Source organism: Micromonospora sp. CNZ297, from assembly GCF_007827625.1.
The window spans coordinates 22,491-41,107 of sequence record NZ_VISU01000030.1; the positions used below are offsets into that span (position 1 = coordinate 22,491).

Below are 18,617 nucleotides of genomic sequence, written 5' to 3' on the forward strand. Positions count from 1 at the left end.
GCCGGACGGCCATCAGATACCGAGTTCGGAGTCGATGAGGTCGAACAGGTCGTCGTCGCTGGCCAGTTCGAGGTCGAGGTCGGGATCGCCGCCCGAGCCGGCGCGCATCGTCCGCCACTTGGCGATCAGCACCTCCAGGCGGGACCCGATCTGGTCGTGCAGCTCCGGATCCACAGTGGCCTCGGTCAGCGAGCGCTCCAGGTTCTCCAGGTCCGCGAGGACCGGCGGGACCGCCGGTCCGCTGTCCGGCGCCAGCTCGGACACCAGGTACGTGGCCAGCTCGTTAGGGTCCGGGTAGTCGAAGATCAGCGTGGCCGGCAGGCGCAGGCCGGTGGCCGTGGTCAGCCGGTTGCGCAGCTCGACGGCGGTCAGCGAGTCGAAGCCGATCTGACTGAACGCCCGGCCCGGGGCCACCGCCGCCCGGCTGCCGTGCCCGAGCACGCTCGCCGCCTGCTCGCGTACCAGGTCGACCACCAGGGTGTGGCGCTCAGGCCCGTCGAGCGCCGCCAGCTGGTCGGCGAGCGTACGCCCGCCGCCGGTCGGGGTGGCCGCCCGCGCGGTCGGCCGTTCCCGGCGCAGCAGCCCACGCAGCAGCGCCGGTGGCCGCTCGACCCGCTCGCCGAGCGCGGCGACGTCGATCCTCGTCGGCACCAGCACCGGCTCGGCCAGCCGCAGGCCCGCGTCGAACAGGGCCATCCCCAGCTCGGACGGGATGGCGAGCTGCCCGTCGCGGGCGGTGATCCGGGGATCGGTGCGGTCCAGCTTGGCGGTCATCTCACTGGCCTGCTCCCACAGCCCCCAGGCGAACGACCGGCCCGGCAGCCCCTCGGCGCGGCGGGCCAGGGCGAGCGCGTCGAGGAACGCGTTCGCCGCGGCGTAGTTCGCCTGACCGGGTACGCCGAAGACGCCGGCGCCGGAGGAGAAGAGCACGAACCCGGCGAGGTCGAGGTGACGGGTGAGCTCGTGGAGGTGCCACGCGGCGTCGAGCTTCGGCGCGAAGACCGTGTCGACGCGCTGCGGGGTGAGGGCGGTGACCACCCCGTCGTCGAGCACCCCGGCGAGGTGCACGACGGCGGTCAGCGGGTGCCGATCCGGTACCGCCGCCAGCACCCCGGCGAGGTCGTCCCGGTCGGACACGTCGGCTGCCACCACCGTGGCCTCGGCACCCAGGGCCCGCAGCTCGTCGACCGCCTCGGCCGCACCGGGGGCCCGCTCGCCGCGGCGGCTGACCAGCAGCAGCCGCCGGACGCCGTGCGTCTCGACCAGCCGCCGGGCGACCAGCCGGCCCAGGGTTCCGGTACCTCCGGTCAGCAGCACCGTGCCGTCGGGATCCCACTCCCGGGGCATGGTGAGCACCACCTTGCCGACGTGCCGGGCCTGGCTGACGTGCCGGAACGCCTCCGGTGCCTGGCGGACGTCCCACACCTGGGTGGGCAGCGGGGTGAGTACCCCGCGCTCGAAGAGCTCCAGCAGCACGACGAGCATGCGCTGCACCTCGTCGGGCTCCTCCAAGGTCAGGTCGAAGGCGGTGTAGGCCACCCCCGGGTGGTCGGCGGCGACGCGGTCGGCATCGCGGATGTCGGTCTTGCCCATCTCGACGAACCGCCCGCCGCGCGGCAGCAGCCGCAGCGAGGCGTCGACGAACTCGCGGGCCAGCGAGTCCAGGACGACGTCGACACCCCGGCCGCCGGTGGTGGCGGTGAAGCGGGTCTCGAAGTCGAGGGTCCGGGACGAGGCCAGGTGTTCGTCGTCGAGACCGAGCGCGCGCAGGGCGCCCCACTTGGCGGGACTGGCGGTGGCGTACACCTCGGCCCCGAGGTGGCGGGCGAGCTGCACGGCGGCCATGCCGACGCCACCGGCCGCCGCGTGCACCAGCACCGACTCGCCGCGGGTGAGCCCGGCCAGGTTGACCAGGCCGTGGTAGGCGGTCAGGAAGACCACCGGCACGGAGGCGGCCTCCACATACGACCAGCCGACCGGCATCGGAGCAAGCAGGCGGCGGTCGGTGACCGCGACGGGCCCGAAGCAGCCCACGAAGACCCCGAACACGTGGTCGCCGGGCCGCAGGTCGGTCACCTCGGCGCCCACCTCGACGACCTCGCCGGCGCCCTCGCCGCCGAGCGGTCCCGCGTCGCCAGGGTAGAGGCCGAGTGCGTTGAGCACGTCGCGGAAGTTGAGGCCGGCGGCGCGGACGCGTACCCGGACCTCGCGGGGGCCGAGCGCGGCGTCGGCGGCGTCGGTGGCGACCAGAGTGAGGTTCTCCAGGCTGCCCCGCACCGGCGCGTCCAGCCGCCACGCGGGGGCGGGTGGTGCGGGCAGCTCACCGGCCGACCCGGCCCGCGCCAACCGCGGCACGTACGCCGCGCCGACCCGGATCGCGGCCTGCGGCTCGTCCGCCGCCAGCAGGGCGGCCACCTCATCGGGGCCGATCCCGTCGTGGTCGACGTCGACGACGACGATCTGGCCCGGGTTCTCCGACTGGGCGGAGCGCACCAGACCCCACGCCGCCGCGGCGGCCGGGTCGGTCACCTCGCCGGCGTGGTGCACGGCCACCGCGCCCCGGGTCACCAGCAGCAGCCGCGACGCCGCCCAGCGGGGCTCGGTGAGCCAACGCCGGACCAGGTCGAGGGCCTGTACGGCGGCATGGCGTGCCGCGCGGGCGGCGGGCTGCGCGGGGTCCGCGTCGAGCGGCACGAGCACCGCCGCGGGCAGAGCCAGTCCCGCGTCCACGGCGTCGGCGAGCCCGTCCAACCCATGGTGCAGCGGGAACCCGTCCAGGCCGGGGGCGACGGTCACGGCGTCGACCGGAGTGGCCGACTCGACGGGCAGCAGCGGCGTCCAGTCGACGCGGAACAGGGCGTCGCGGGTGGCGCGGTCGTCGGCGACGGCCAGCTCGGTGGCGGAGATCGGGCGCATCGTCAGGGCGGCCACCTCGGCCACCGGGGCGCCGGTCGGATCGGCGACGGTCAGCGCGATGGCGTGCGGCCCGACCCGGTTCAGCCGTACCCGCAGGGCGGTCGCCCCGGTGGCGTGCAGGCTCACGCCGCTCCAGGCGAACGGCAGCAGGAGCTGGCCGGCCCCGGCCCCGGCGAGCCCGCCGAAGTGCGCGGCGTGCAGGGCGGCGTCGAACAGGGCGGGATGCAGGCCGTACCGGTCGGCGTCGACCCGCTGGGCCGCCGGCAGCTCCACCTCGGCGTAGACCTCATCGCCGCTGGTCCACACCGCGCGCAGGCCCTGGAACGCCGGCCCGTACTCGTACCCGTCGGCTTCCAGGCCGGCGTAGAAACCGGTCAGGTCCACGGGCCGGGTGTCGGGCGGCGGCCAGACGGTGAGCTGCGGAGACACCGCGGGCTGATCGGCGCGGAGGGTGGCGCTGGCGTGCCGGGTCCACGGCTGTCCCGCCGGCGCGTCGGCGGGCCGGGAGTGCACGGTCACCGGGCGGCGTCCGTCGCCGGCGCCCGCGCCGACCACCACCTGCACCTGCGTCGCTCCGCCGGCGGGCAGGGTCAGCGGCGCCTCGATGACCATCTCGTCGAGGAACGGGTGGCCGACCTCGTCGCCGGCGCGCAGGCAGAACTCCACCAGGCCGGTGCCGGGCACCAGCACGCTGCCGGTGACCCGGTGATCGGCCAGCCACGGCTGCGCGTCGGCCGACAGCCGCCCGGTGAACAGGTGGCCCCTCGTCTCGGCCAGCACGACCGACGCGCCGAGCAGCGGATGACCGGCGGTGTCCAGACCGGCGGCGCCGACGTCGCCGGGGCCGGAGATCGGCCGGGGCCAGTAGCGGCGGTGGGCGAACGCGTACGTGGGCAGGTCGACGCGTCGGCCGCCGGCCAGTGCGGGCCGCCAGTCCACCGCGACCCCGGACACGTGGAGCTGGGCCAGGGAGAGCAGGAACCGCTCAAGGCCGCCCTGGTCGCGTTGCACCGAGCCGACCACCACGGCATCGCCGTCGTGGTCGGCGAGGGTCTCCTCGACGCCGACGGTCAGCACCGGGTGCGGGCTGCACTCGACGTACGCGTCGTGGCCCTCGGCGGCCAGCGAGCGGATCGCCCGTTCCAGCTCGACGGGCCGGCGCAGGTTGCGGTACCAGTAGTCGGGCCCCATCTCCTCGCCGTCGAGCCAGCGCAGGTCGGTGGTGGAGAACAGCGGCACGGCGGCCGGACCGGGGGTGATGCCGGCCAGCACCTCGGCCAGCTCGTCGCGGATGCGTTCCACCTGGGCGGAGTGGGAGGCGTAGTCGACGGCGATCCGACGCACCCGGGTCTGCTCGCCGGCCAACTCGGCGAGCAGCTCCTCGACCGCTTCCGGCTCGCCGGACACCACGACGGCGGCCGGCCCGTTCACGGCGGCGACCGAGATCCGCTCGCCGAAACGGGCGATCCGGTCGCGGACCGTGTCGGCGGGCAGCGCGACGGAGGCCATCGCCCCGTGCCCGGCCAGAGCCCGCAGCGCGCGGCTGCGCAGCGCCACCACCCGGGCCGCGTCGGGCAGGGACAGCACCCCCGCGACGCAGGCGGCGGCGATCTCGCCCTGGGAGTGCCCTACCACGGCGGCCGGCTGCACACCGTACGAGCGCCACAGCTCGGCCAGTGACACCATCATCGCGAACAGGGCGGGCTGCACGACGTCGACCTCGTCGAGGCCGGGCGCGCCGGGCGCCTGGCGCAGCACGTCCACCAGCGACCAGTCCAGGTACGGTCGCAGCGCCGCGTCGCAGGCCGCCATGCGTTCGGCGAACACGGGGGCCTGGTCGAGCAGGTCCAACCCCATGCCGAGCCACTGTGCGCCCTGCCCGGGGAAGACGAAGACGCAGCGGCCCGCGGGACGGGCCTCGCCGCGCGTGACCGCCGGGTCGGGCCGGCCCTCGACGAGCGCGTCGAGGGCGTCGGCGGCCCGCTGCGCCGAAGCGACGACCAGCACCGCGCGGGAGTCGAAGGTGCCTCGGGTGGTGGCCAGCGACCAGGCCACGTCGAGGGGCCGCCGGCCGGGCCGGGCGGCGAGGTCCGCCCGCAGCCGGCGCGCCTGGCCGATGAGCGCCTGCGGGGTACGCGCCGACAGCAGCCATGGCAGCGCACGCTCCTGCGGCGGCTCGGATCCGGCGGCCTCCGGCATCGTTTCGCCGACCGACTCGACGATCACGTGGGCGTTGGTGCCGCTGATGCCGAACGACGAGACGCCGGCGCGCACCGGCCGGTCCGCCGCCGGCCAGGGGCGGGCCTCGGTGAGCAGCTCCACCGCGCCCGAGTCCCAGTCGATCCGCGAGCTGCGGCGCTCGGCGTGCAGGGTGCGCGGCAGGACGCCGTGACGCATCGCCATGACCATCTTGAGCACGCCGGCGACGCCGGCCGCGGCCTGGGTGTGCCCGAGGTTGGACTTGACCGAGCCGAGCAGCACCGGCGGTGCGCCGGGCGGACGCTGCCCGTACGTGGCGAGGATCGCCTCGGCCTCGATGGGGTCGCCGAGCGACGTACCGGTGCCGTGGGCCTCCACCACGTCCACCTCGGCGGCGGTCAGCCCGGCGGCGGCGAGCGCGGCCCGGATGACCCGCTCCTGGGACGGCCCGTTCGGAGCGGTCAGCCCGTTGGACGCGCCGTCGGAGTTGACCGCCGAGCCGCGTACGACGGCCAGGACCGGGTGGCCCCGGCGGCGGGCGTCGGAGAGCCGCTCGACCACCAGCATCCCCACGCCCTCGGACATGCCGAAGCCGTCGGCGTCCTCGGCGAACGCCTTGCACCGCCCGTCGGCGGCGAGACCCCGCTGGCGGCTGAAACCGGTCAGCCCGGCCGGGGTGGCCATCACGGACACGCCACCGGCCAGGGCCAGGTCGCAGTCGCCCTGGCGCAGCGCCTGCACGGCCAGGTGCAGCGCCACCAGGGAGGCGGAGCAGGCGGTGTCCACGGTGATGGCTGGTCCCTCCAGCCCGAGCGCGTAGGCGACCCGGCCGGAGAGGACGCTGCCGGCGGTGCCGGTGAGCAGGTGCCCCTCGTCGGCGGTGACCTCGCCGTCGTCGGAGACGACGCCGGGGGCGACCCGGCCGGCGTAGTCCTGCCCGTGGGTGCCGGCGAAGACACCGGTCCGGCTGCCCCGCAGGGTGACCGGGTCGATGCCGCCGCGCTCCAGCGCCTCCCAGGAGGTCTCCAGCAGCAGCCGGTGTTGCGGGTCCATGGCGAGGGCCTCGCGGGGGCTGATGCCGAAGAACTCGGCGTCGAAGTCGGCGATGCCGGTGAGGAACCCACCGGAACGCACGTACGACCGGCCGGGCGTGCCGGGCACCGGGTCGTAGAGGTCGGCCAGCGGCCAGCCCCGGTCGTCGGGCAGGTCGCCGATGACGTCGGCGCCCGCGTCGAGCAGCCGCCACAGCTCCTCCGGGGAGCCGATACCGCCAGGGAAACGGCAGGCCATCGCGACGACGGCGACCGGCTCGTCCAGGGCGACGGTGCTCGCGTCGGTGACCCCGGTGGCCGCGGTGCCGAGCAGCCGGGCGTGCAGGTGCGCGGCGAGCAGCTCGGGAGTGGGGTGGTTGAACACGGCGTGCGGGGCGAGCCGGACACCGGTGACGGCGGTGAGCCGGTTGCTCAGCTCCACGGCCATCAGCGAGTCGAAGCCGAGGTCCTTGAACGGGCGGCGCGGCTCGACCTGCTCGGGGCCGGCGTGCCCGACCACTGTGGCGCACCGGGTACGGACGAGGTCCAGCAGCAACTCGGCGCGCTCGGGCTCGGCGAGTTCGGCCAGCCGGTCGGCGAAGCCCTTAGCGGCGGCGGGCGCGGAGGCGGCGTTGACCGCCCGGCGGGGCGGCGGGGGCAGCAGTGCCCGCAGCAGGGCGGGCACCTCGCCGGAGGTCCGTACGGCAGCCAGGTCGAGCCCGATCGGTACGAGCGCCGGCCGGTCCACGTCCAGGGCGGCGTCGAACAGCGCCAGTCCGGCAGCCGTGTCGAGGGGGCGGGTGCCGCCGCGGGCGAGCCGGGCCAGGTCGGCCGGGCTGAGCCGGCCCGCCATCCCGTCCCGGGCGGCCCACAGCCCCCAGGCCAGGGCGCTGCCCGGCAGGCCCTGGGCACGGCGGTGCGCGGCGAGCGCGTCGAGGAACGCGTTGCCGGCGGCGTAGTTGCCCTGACCGGGGCTGCCGAAGGTGGCGGCGGCCGAGGAGAAGAGCACGAACGCGGCCAGGTCGAGGCCGGCGGTGAGTTCGTGCAGGTGCCAGGCACCGTGCACCTTGGAGCGCAGAGCCCGTGCCCAGCGGGCGGGGTCGAGGTCGGTGATCAGGGCGTCATCGGTGGCCCCGGCTGCGTGCACGACGGCGACGAGCCGGCCGGCCAGTGGGGCGATCACCTCGGCGAGCGCCGCCCGGTCGGCGACGTCGGCCGCGACCACCCGGACTGTGACGCCGGCGTCGGTCAGCGCTGTCGTCCAGTCGCCGGACCGGCCGCTGCGGCTGACGAGCACCAGTTCGGTGACGCCGTGCGCAGTGGCGAGGTGGGTGGCGACCTGCCGGCCGATCCCGCCGGTGCCGCCGGTGACGAGTACGGTGCCACCGGCCAGGGCCGCCCGCGGCGTACCGGCCGGGGTCTGCGCCACGGGGCGGAGGCGGGGCAGCAGCGCACGCCCGTCGCGGACGGCCACCTCGGGTTCGTCCTCGGCGGCGGCCAGCGCCGAGCGGATGGCGGCGTCGTCGGTGGTGTCGAGGCTGAGCAGGAGGAAGCGGTCGGGTTGCTCGGCCTGGGCGACGCGGAGCAGCCCGGCCACCGGGGCGTGCACCGGGTCGCCGTCGCGCAGGGCGAGGGCCAGGCGGGTGGTCTCCGCGCGAGGGTCGGCCAGCCAGGTCTGGAGGACGCCCAGCACGGCGAGGCTCACGGCGTGCGCCCGGTCGGGCACCGGCCGGCCCGGCTCGCCGTCGCCGACCCGCAGCACGAGCAGCGGCGGCAACGGCCCGTCCGGGGGCGTGTCGTCGGCGATCGTCCAGGAGGGCGCCGGGGTCGCCGGGAACGCCGCGGGCAGCCAGTCGACGACATACAGTCCGGCGGGGGTGGCCGCCGTCGTCGGCGGGCCGGCGGGCGGCAGGTCCACCGCCCGCAGCACCACCCGGTCGGCATCGAGCACGGGCCTGCCCGCGTCGTCGACGGCGCTCAGCGTCACCGCGTCCGCCCCGCCGGGGGCCAGGCAGACACGCAGCGCGTGCGCTCCGACGGCGTGGCGGCGCACGCCCGCCCACTCGGTGGGCAGCAGCCGAGCGGTGGGCCCGGCGTCGGCGACGGGCGCGAAGTCGGCGAGCGGGAGCAGGCGCAGCGCCGCCTCCAGCACCAGCGGGTGCACGCCGTACCGCTCGGCGTCCGGGTCGCGGGCGTCCTCCGGCAGGCGTACGTCGACGAAGAGCCGGTCGGCGGTGACCCAGGCGCCCCGGACCAGCTCCCCGGCCAGCGCGCGGTGCTGTGGTGCGCTCAGATCCACCGGCCGGGCCCCGGTGGGCGGCCAGACGGGGGCGAAGGCACCCCGACCGCTCCCCGGGTCGACGGGCGCGAGCACGGCCTCGGCGACCGCACGCCAGGGCAGCCCCTCGCCGGCCCGGACGTGGCAGTGCGCCACCCGGTGTCCGTGCCCGTCCGGCGCGCCGACACCGATCTGCACGTCGAGGGTCGCCTCGGTGGGCAGCGGCACCGGCTCAGGGACGTGCAGCCGCCGCACGCTCGGGGCGCCGAGCTGGTCGCCGAGGTGGGCGAACATGTCCAGCACGGCGGAGGCGGGCAGCAGCGGGGCCGTGCCGTCGCCGGGTGCGGCCAGCCACGGTGAGGTGGCCGTTGACACCTGCCCGGTGCAGACCACCTGCGCGGTGCCGGCGACCGCCAGCAGCCCGCCGAGCAGCGGGTGCCCGACGTCGGCCAGCCCGGCGCCGCCGGGACCGCCGACACCGGTGGGAGCGGGCAGCCAGTAGTGCCGGCGCTGGAAGGCGTACGTGGGCAGGTCGACGCGGCGGTGCGGGCCGGGGCCGGCGAGGACGGCACGGTCCACGGCGACGCCCCGCACGTACAGCCGCGCCACGGCGGCGAGCAGCGCCTCGGCCTCCCCGGCGGTGCCCCGTACGGCGGGGACGAAGGCCAGTTCGTCGGCCTCGGCGACGAGGCAGTCCTGGGCCATGGCGGTGAGTACGCCGGCCGGGCCGATCTCCAGGAAGGTGGTGACGCCTTGCCCGTGCAGGGCCCGTACCCCGTCGTGGAAGCGGACGGTGCCCCGCACGTGCGCCACCCAGTGCTCGGGCGAGCAGAGCCGAGCCGGGTCGACGGGGTGACCGGTCAGGTTGGACACCACCGGCAGGTGCGGGGTGCGGTACGTGAGGCCGGCGGCCACCGCGCGGAACTCGTCGAGCATCGGGTCCATGCGCGGCGAGTGGAACGCGTGCGACACCCGCAGCCGGCTGGTGCGGCGCCCGGCCGCGCGCAGCGTGTCCGCGACGGCCAGCACCGCGTCGGTGTCGCCGGAGAGGACGACGCTGGTGGGGCCGTTGACGGCGGCCAGGCCCACCCGGTCGGTGAGGTACGCGGCGACCTCGGCCTCGTCGGCCTCGACGGCGACCATCGCGCCCCCGGCGGGCAGCTGCTGCATCAGCCGGGCACGGGCGGCGACCAGCGCCGCCGCGTCGGCGAGGGAGAACACCCCGGCGACGTGCGCGGCGGCCAGCTCGCCGACGGAGTGGCCGAGCACCGCATCGGGGCTCACCCCCCAGGACTCCAGGAGGCGGTAGAGCGCCACCTCGAAGGCGAACAGCCCGGGCTGGGTGTACAGGGTCTCGTCGAGCAGGCCAGCCGGTTCGGTGCCCTCGGCGGCGAGGACGACGTCCGCGACGGGGTACGGGGCGTGGCCGGCCAGGCAGCGATCGAGTTCGGCACAGGCGGCGTCGAAGGCGGTGGCGAAGACGGGGTACGCCGCGCACAGCTCGCGGCCCATGCCGGGGCGCTGGCCGCCCTGCCCGCCGAAGAGCAGGCCGAGTCGGCCGTCGACGACCCGGCCGGTCGACACGCTCGGCAGGTCCGGGTCCGGGCCGCGGCGGGCCAGCGCACCGAGCCCCGTCCGGGCGGACTCCGCGTCGCCGACCAGCACCACGGCCCGGTGTTCGAGGGCCGCGCGCGTGGTGGCGAGGGCGTGCCCGACGTCGACCGGGTCGGCGTGCGCCCCCGGCCCGTCGAACCACGCCAGCAAACGGGCCGCCTGACCACGCAGCGCCTCGTCGGAGGCCGCCGAGAGCAGCCACGGCACGGGCGGCCGGACGGTGCCGGGCGACGGCGGCCCGGCGGCGTCCTCGGCGGTGGCCGGCGGGTCGGCGGGCGCCTCGACGATGACGTGCGCGTTGGTGCCGCTGATGCCGAACGACGAGATGCCGGCTCGGCGAGGTCGGCGTACGTCGGGCCACGAGCGGGCCTCGGTGAGCACCTCGACCGCGCCGGCCGACCAGTCCACCTCGGACGTCGGGGCGTCCACGTGCAGGGTGCGCGGCAGCGTCCCGTGCCGCATGGCGAGCACCATCTTGATCACCCCGGCGGCACCGGCGGCGGCCTGGGTGTGGCCGAGGTTGGACTTCAGCGACCCCAGCCGCAGCGGTTCCGCGTCGCCGCGTCCCACTCCGTACGTGGCGAGCAGCGCCTGGGCCTCGATGGGGTCGCCGAGCGACGTGCCGGTGCCGTGGGCCTCGACCACGTCCACGTCGGCGGCGGAGAGCCCGGCCGCCTCCAGCGCCCGGCGGATGACCCGCTCCTGGGCGGGCCCGTTGGGGGCGGTCAGCCCGTTGGACGCGCCGTCGGAGTTGACGGCGGAGCCCCGCAGCACGGCGAGGACGGGGTGCCCGTGCCGGCGGGCGTCGGAGAGCCGTTCCAGCAGCAGCACCGCGACGCCCTCGGACCAGCCGGTGCCGTCGGCGCCGTCGGCGAACGCCTTGCACCGGCCGTCCGGGGCGAGCCCCCGCTGCCGGCTGAACTCCACGAACGCCTGCGGGGTGCCCATCACCGCCACGCCGCCGGCCACGGCGAGGGAGCAGTCCCCGGCGCGCAGAGCCTGGGCCGCCAGGTGCAGCGCCACCAGCGACGAGGAGCACGCCGTGTCGACGGTGACCGCCGGCCCCTCCAGCCCCAGCGCGTAGGCGACCCGGCCGGAGACGACGCTGCCGGCGGTGCCGACGCCGAGGTAGCCCTCAGTGCCGGGCGGCGCCTGGCGCAGGTTCGCGGCGTAGTCGTGGTGCATGACGCCGGTGAAGACGCCCGTGGCGCTGCCACGCAGCGAGGTGGGGTCGATGCCGGCCCGCTCGAACAGCTCCCAGGCGGTCTCCAGCAGCAGCCGCTGCTGCGGGTCCATGGCGAGCGCCTCGCGCGGGCTGATCGCGAACAGGGTGGCGTCGAACTCCGCGGCGCCGGTGAGGAAGCCACCGACCCGGGCGTACGAGGTGCCGGGGCGGTCGGGGTCGTCGGAGAAGAGGTTCGCCAGGTCCCAGCCCCGGTCCGTGGGGAACTCCGTGAGTCCTTCCCGGCCCTGGTCGACCAGATCCCACAGCTCCTCGGGGGAGGCGACGCCGCCGGGGAGCCGGCAGGCCATGGCCACGACGACCACCGGGTCGTCCCCCGTGGACGGCACCGCCGCCGGGTCCGTCGTGGGAGCGGCCTGCGCGGCGGCACCTCGCAGGCGGGCGGCGAGGTGCCGGGCGAGGGCCTGCGGGCTGGGCCGGTCGAACGCGACAGTGGCGGAGAGCCGTACCCCGGTGGCCCGGGCCAGCCGGTCGCGCAGGGCGACCGCGGCGACCGAGGTGAAGCCGAGTTCCTTGAACGCGCGGCCGGGGCGGACCGCGGCCGGGCCGGGCAGCCCGGCCACCTGGGCGGTGGCGGTGCGGACCAGGTCGAGCAGGAGTCGGTCCCCCTCGGCGGTGGTGAGCCCGGCCAGCCGGCGGCGCAGCTCGGCGGCGTCCCGGTCGTCCGTGGCGTCGCCGGGCTCCGCGACGGGCCCACGCCAGGCCGGGTGGGCGGCGTCGACGTGGCCCGCCGGGCGGGCGAGCACGACCAGGTCGTTGCCGTCGTGGGCCACGTCGAACGCGGCGAGGTCGGCGCGCACGGCCGCCGGCACGGTGCCCGCTCCGGGTCCGGTCGCCGCCGGGACGCCGGGCAACGACCCGCCCTCGGCGGGCACGGTCGTGCCGACGAGCCGGGCCGGATGACCGGACGCCCGACGGCGGGCGACCAGGGCGTGCAGGGCCCCGACGGCCGAGGCGGCCCGCTCCCGGCCCGCGGCGCCCAGCAGCAGGGCGGACGGCACGAGGACGGTGAACGTCGCCCCCGGGTGCCGGCTCGCCGCGTCCAGCGTCGCGGCGAGCCTGAGCAGCCGGGCGGCGCCCTCGGCGTCGGCCAGGTCGTCGCCGCACGGGCCGAGGAAGACCGCGCCGAACGCCTCGTCGCCCACCCGCTCGGCGGGCAGCACGACGGCTTCCGCACCGGTGGCGGTGAGTTCGGCGGCCAGGTCCGCCACGGCCGGGGCGGGCGTCGCGCCGGCGGACAGCAGCCGCAGCCGGCGGACGCGGTGCGCGGCGACGAGGTGCCGGGCCAGCGCGGCGCCGGTCGGTCCCTCGGCACCGGTGACCAGCACCGGGCGCTCCGGGTCGGCCACGGTCGCCGGCCGTGCCGGCGCGGTCGCCGGGGCGGGCACGAGGGCCGCGTGCCGGGCTGCCCCGCCCCGCAGGGCGACCTGCGCGGCACCAGCGTCCACGACGGCGGGCAGCAGGGCGAGCGAGCGGGCCGAAGCGTCGTGGTCGACCAGCACGATCCGGTCCGGGTATGCGGCCTGCAGGCTGCGCCCGACCGCCCAGACGGCACCGGCCGCCGGATCCGGCCCGGCCCACCCGGCGGCGTCGCCTGCCCCGGTGGCCGCGTCGCCGGACAGGCCGTGCGCGCCGGGCCGGGTCGCCCCGTCGCTGGCCGGGCCGGTCAAGAGCACCAGCCGGGTGCCGGCGAAGCCGTCGTCGTCGAGCCAGCCACGCAGCCGGCCGGCGAGATCCGCCGCGTCGGCGTCGGCCGGCCCGGCCAGCAGCACCGTCACGTCGGGGGCGTCGGGGGCCGCCCGCAGGGTGACCAGGTCCCGGTGGGCCCGGAACCGCTCCCCCGGCGACGCCGCGCGCAGCGGCTCCACCAGCGGCTCGCTCCCGGCGCCGACAAGCGCCCAGCGGCGGGCCGGGCCGGCGGCGTCCTGCGCGGCCGCCGGAACGGGCGCCGCCACCTGCGGTACGGCGGCCAGGTCCAGCGGTCGCCAGGCGAGCAGGCTGAGCGCCTCGTGGTGGCTGCCGTTGACCGCCCGCAGCCGCGCCGGCCCGTCGGACAGGAGCCGGCGGGTGACCTTGCCGGACGGGGTGCGGGGCACCTGCCCGATCTCGTACAGCGCTTCGGGAACCTTGTGGTAACTGAGCCTCTCCCGGCAGGCTGCGAACCCCGCGGCGGGGTCGAAGCCCTCCGGCCCCGGCACCACGAACGCCACCGGCACCTCGCCGAGCACCTCATGCGGCCGGCCGGTCACCGCCACGTCGGCGACGCCGGGCACCGCGCGCAGCACCTCCTCCACCTCGGCCGGGTGGATCTTCTCCCCGCCCCGGATGATCAGCTCCTGGTGGCGGCCGGTGACGAAGATGTTGCCGTCGGCGTCGCGGCGGGCCAGGTCGCCGGTGCGGTACCAGCCGTCGCGCAGGGCGGCGGCGGTGACCGCCGGCAGGTTGTGGTAGCCGAGCATGACGCTCGGACCGCTGACCCAGACCTCCCCCTCGGCGCCGGTCGGCACGTCCAGACCCGTCTGCGGGCTGACCAGGCGCACCTCGACGCCAGGCACCGCGCGCCCACAGGAGCCCTCGACCCGGGGCTGCTCCGGCCGGGTGACGGCGATCGAGCCGCAGGTCTCCGTGCTGCCGTACGCGTCGAGCAGCGGCGCGTCGAAGACCTCGTCGAACGCCCGCCGCAGCGCGCCGGTGGTGATCGCCCCGCCGACCAGGCAGACCCGCAGGGCCGGGGCGCGGAAGCCGGTCTCCCGGGCGGCGGTGACCAGGTGGTGGTACATGGCCGGCACACCGGCGAGCACTGTGGCCTCGTCCTCGTCGACCGCGCGCAGCACGTCGTCGGCGGAGAAGCCGTCGATGAGCCGGGCCGTGGCCCCGACCGCCGTCACGCTGAGCACGCACCCGATGTGGGAGAGGCTGTGGAACAGCGGCAGTGGCCAGACCACCCGGTCGGCGGCGGTGAGCCCGGGGATCGGCACGTAGCAGGCGGCGACCGACCAGAGGCAGGTGCGCTGGGTGGAGAGCACACCCTTGGGCCGGCCGGTGGTGCCGGAGGTGTAGAGCATCCAGGCCACCTCGTCGAGGCCCAGGTCGTCGCGGGCGCCCACGGCCGGCTCGGTATCGACCAGGTCGCGCCAGGCGACGACCTCGTCCGCAACCGGGCTGTCCCCGGTGACCACGATCCGCAGGGCCGGCCGGGAGGTACGCAGCCGCAGCATCTGGTCGAGGTGGCGCGGGTCGGTGACCACCAGCACCGCACCGGAGTCGTCCAGCAGATGGGCCAGTTCCGCGTCGGTGCTGTGCGGGTTCACCGGCACGCCGACCGCGGCGGCCCGCGTGACGGCCAGCCAGGTCTCCACCGTCTCCACGCGGTTGCCGAGGCAGAAGGCCACCCGGTCGCCCCGGGCGACCCCGGCCGCCGCCAGGTGACCGGCCAGCCGGCGGGTCCGCGCCGCCAGGTCGGCGTATCCGACCGCCCGGCGGTCGTCGCGGAATGCGACCTTGTTCCCCAACCTGGCGGCGTGCGCCTCGATCAGATCGGACAACGGCTGGATCAGGTCGCTCCGAAGCATGTCACCACATCCATCCGTCGGCGAGACTCCTCATCCGCGGCGTAGACCTCGCTCGCCGTAGCGGCCCAAGTCTTCCGAGCACCCTGCCGACGTCCTACCCCTGTCACCCCCTAAGTCGTCCCCAGTTCGGAGCGCCGATCGGGTGGTGGAGCGGGCCTGCGGGCCGATGATGGGGCGACCCCGCAGACCGTCGAGTCCCGTGCTCCACCCGCCCGTCAGCCGAGGTGCCGTCGTTGGAACGCTGCTGGTTGTTCGCCCGTTCGGCCGTACCGGCCGACGGCTGCCCGGGCACGCGGCTGACCGAGCTGGTCGGCACCGTCCTGACCGGTCTGGTCGCCGCCGCCCGCCGGGCCGATCCCGGCATGAACTGGTTCTTCGACCCGGAGGGCTCCCCCGCCGAGCGTCTGAGCCTCGGCTTCCATGCCGTCCCCGCCGCGCTCGACGCGGTACGGGCGGGGCTGCTCGCGTACGACCCGGGAGCGTCCCTCGCCAGCGACCGGCGCGTCGTGCGCGACCCCGCCCGGGGCGGCCCGCTCGCGTTCGCGGGCAGCGAACTGGCCCTCACCCTGCTCGGCGGCGACGTGCCCTGGCTGGCCGGCGGCGAGCTGCCGCTGGCCGTGGCGCACCTGCGACACCTGACCGGGCTGATGCCGGCGGCCGACCGCCTGGCGTTCCTCTTCCTGCACTGGCAGGAGCGCAGCCAGCGGCTCACCGGCGCACAGCGGCGGGACCTGGCCGCGCAGGCCGACGACGGGGCGGAGAAGATCGTCCTGTCGGCCGGTGACCTACCGCTGGGCGGGGATGTGGCAGTGGCGTGGCAGCGCTACCTGGACCGGGTGACCGACGTGGTGGGCCACGACCACCCGACGGCGCCGTCCGGTTTTCTGCTGGCGCACCACGCGCAGCTCACCCACGATCGGTGGGGCATCCGGCCGGAGGTCGACTCGCTGGCCGCGCTGGCGCTGCGCCTGTCGATGGTGCGGGGCCGCCCGGCCGCGACCGCGCCGGTCCGCGTTCCGCAGAGGAGGCAGCAACCACATGCACACGCCGGTACCTGACCGTCCCGCCGCCGGCGAGCCGGCCCACGTCGAGGTGGCGCTCGGGGAACGGTCGTACCCGGTGCTGATCGGTCCCGGCGTGCGCCACCGGCTCCCGGCGGAGGTGGCGCGGACCGGCGCCCGACGGGTCGTGGTGGTCTCGGCCCGGCCACCGGAGTGGACGCCCGACCCGGGCGTGCCGCACCGGGTGGTGCCGGCCCGCGACGGCGAGCACGACAAGAACCTGACCACTGTGGAACAGCTCTGCCGAGCGTTCGCCGAGTTCGGGCTGACCCGGACGGACGCGGTGGTCTCCTGCGGCGGCGGCACCACCACGGACGTGGTCGGGCTGGCCGCCGGTCTCTACCACCGGGGCGTCCCGGTGATCCACTTGCCGACCTCGCTGCTGGCCCAGGTGGACGCCAGCGTCGGTGGGAAGACCGCCGTCAACCTTCCGGAGGGCAAGAACCTCGTGGGCGTGTACTGGCAGCCCCGGGCTGTGCTCTGCGACACCGAGCACCTGGGGACGCTGCCGCAGCGGGAGTGGCGCAACGGGTACGGGGAGATCGCCCGGGCGCACTTCATCGGCGCCGGCGATCTGCGTGACCGGCCGGTGGCGGAGCAGATCGCCGCGTCAGTGGCGTTGAAGGCCCGGGTGGTGGCCGCGGACGAGCGGGACTCCGGCCTGCGGCACATCCTCAACTACGGCCACACGCTCGGGCACGCGTTGGAGCGGGCCACCGACTTCGGCCTGCGCCACGGCGAGGCGGTCGGCGTCGGCACCGTCTTCGCGGGCCGGCTGGCCGGCGTCCTCGGCCGGGTACCGGCCGAGCGGGTGGCCGAGCACCACGACGTGGTGGCGGGCTACGGACTCGACACCACGCTGCCCACCGGCGTCGACCACGACGAGCTGATCGCGCTGATGCGCCGGGACAAGAAGGCCACCTCGGGCCTGTCCTTCGTCCTGGACGGACCGGGCGGAGTCGAGCTGGTCACCCACGTCCCCGAGGTCGCTGTGCGTACCGCACTCGCCGGCATGTGAGGCCGGCACCGCCCGGTGCCCGTTCGCCGGCCGGCGCCGCGGGGCAGCCGGGCCGGCGAACGGATGACGAGCCGCCGGAGCCGAGCCCCGGATCGGCGCGTCAGCTACCCAGGGCCCGCTGGATCTGCGCCACCAGCACGCCGCAGGCGTACCGGTCCGCGGCCCCGACCATGCCGACAATGGTCGCCGGCAGCGGGCCGTTGTCCGTCTCCGCCGGGTCGTGGTGCATGAACACGACGAACTGCCCCCGGTCGATGAACGGTGCGAGGATCGGTTCGGCGTCGACGCCGGGGGCCAGTGAGAAGAACGTGGTCATGGCGCATGGATGCTGGTCCAGCAGCGAACTGCGGTGCAGCAGCGAGGTGGTGGCCCCGCTGACCCGGAAGTTCGGGTCGATGACCCGCAGGGCGCCGTCGCGGCCGATCCCGGCGTCGAAGGAGCAGTAGCCCCGGTACCCGAGCTCACTGGCCTTCCGGACCCCTACGGTCAGCGCTTCGACCAGCTCCTCCGGGGGCTGGTCGTCGTCCATCACACAACCGACCCACGTCGAGGTGGGCTGCGGCAGGTGTACGGACGAACCGAAGTAGTGCACCGCTCCGCTGTCGGTCACGCCGAACTGGATACCCCAGATGGTCTGGAAGGGCACCTCCTCTTCGACGATCCACTGCTCGCTCACCTGTTCCAACTGGTTGAACAGGGAACGGTTCCGCCGGTCCCGCAACCGACGGGTGAAGATCGCAATTCCGCTGGACACCTCGACCCCGGCCGGTTTGATGACCGCCGGCCGGCGGTCGCGCGCCACGATACGGCGCACTTCGGCGGGGGTGGCGACCTGCCGGCGGGGCAGGTACTCCGGCGCGACCAGAGTCTCCAGCACGGTCTTGTTGTTGAGGCGGGCGAGCAGATCCGCGGGCACCCGGGCGCGAGCGGCCCGCAGTCGCGGGTCATGCGGAGGAAACTGGAACTCCAGCATCTCGCCCCGCTCGACGGCTTCCCGCGCGTACCGCACCGCCTGCGCGCCGGAACGGAATTCCCGCAGGTCGCTGGGCGTCTTCAGACCACTCCGGCTGAGCAGACGCAGCGACTTGTCCGCGCTGGAGCCGGTGCTGCAGATCGCCGCCGACTGGTGCGGAAGGGTCAGGTGCAGACCCGTGATCATGTCCAGGCCGTTGTAGAGAGCGGCGCCCGCGCCGGCGAGATAGGGGCTGTCGGCGGTGGCCGACGGGTCGGGCGGCCGGGCCAGGACCACCCCGTCGTGTGCGAACACCTGTACCTGGATGGGCACCTGCATTTAGTCTCCTGACATGCCGGCCCGGTGCGGGCCTCGGGGTGGCGGTGAAACCGGTGCGCCACGGCCACGAACAGCGGAGAACGTGGCCGAAGGGGTGGGCTCCCGGTCCTGATCCGGCCGCTCGGCCGCGAGAGCCGGGCGTGCCGCGTGCACCGACCGGACGGTCGTGAGCTGGACCGGCCGGGAAGCCGGCTGGCTTATGGCCAGCGTTGCGGCGGCGAGGTGCACACCGCCGGTCAGCGGCTGAGTTTCCAGCCCCCGACAGGCGTCATGATCGAAAGATCATAGTCACTATGCATTGCCCCGGGATGGGCCAGACAGGCGAACGCGAACGGCTCTTTCGCCGCCGAGGCCGCCGATACTCCTAGCGGGGCCATCGACTCGGGCTGACCGA

General features: G+C 76.0%; 4 protein-coding genes. 2 read left to right on the forward strand and 2 right to left on the reverse strand.

Annotation, left to right across the window (positions count from 1 at the left end; genetic code table 11):
* Window positions 1-12 precede the first annotated feature (12 nt).
* Window positions 13-14,853 (reverse strand): type I polyketide synthase, encoded by a 14,841-nt coding sequence (locus tag FB454_RS31275; protein WP_145824039.1) that lies wholly within the window; start codon window positions 14,851-14,853, stop codon window positions 13-15.
* A 224-nt stretch (window positions 14,854-15,077) separates the two neighbouring features.
* On the opposite strand from FB454_RS31275, the gene FB454_RS31280 reads away from it, so the two are divergent.
* Window positions 15,078-15,911, forward strand: a complete 834-nt coding sequence (locus tag FB454_RS31280; RefSeq protein WP_240322336.1) for a hypothetical protein — start codon at window positions 15,078-15,080, stop codon at window positions 15,909-15,911.
* Window positions 15,892-16,932, forward strand: a complete 1,041-nt coding sequence (locus FB454_RS31285; RefSeq protein WP_145755649.1) for a 3-dehydroquinate synthase — start codon at window positions 15,892-15,894, stop codon at window positions 16,930-16,932. The genes FB454_RS31280 and FB454_RS31285 overlap by 20 nt, the downstream gene beginning before the upstream one ends.
* Window positions 16,933-17,032: 100 nt before the next feature.
* On the opposite strand, the gene FB454_RS31290 is transcribed toward FB454_RS31285, so the two are convergent.
* Window positions 17,033-18,223, reverse strand: coding sequence for an ATP-grasp domain-containing protein (locus tag FB454_RS31290; protein ID WP_145755648.1), 1,191 nt, complete (start codon window positions 18,221-18,223; stop codon window positions 17,033-17,035).
* Window positions 18,224-18,617 lie beyond the last annotated feature (394 nt).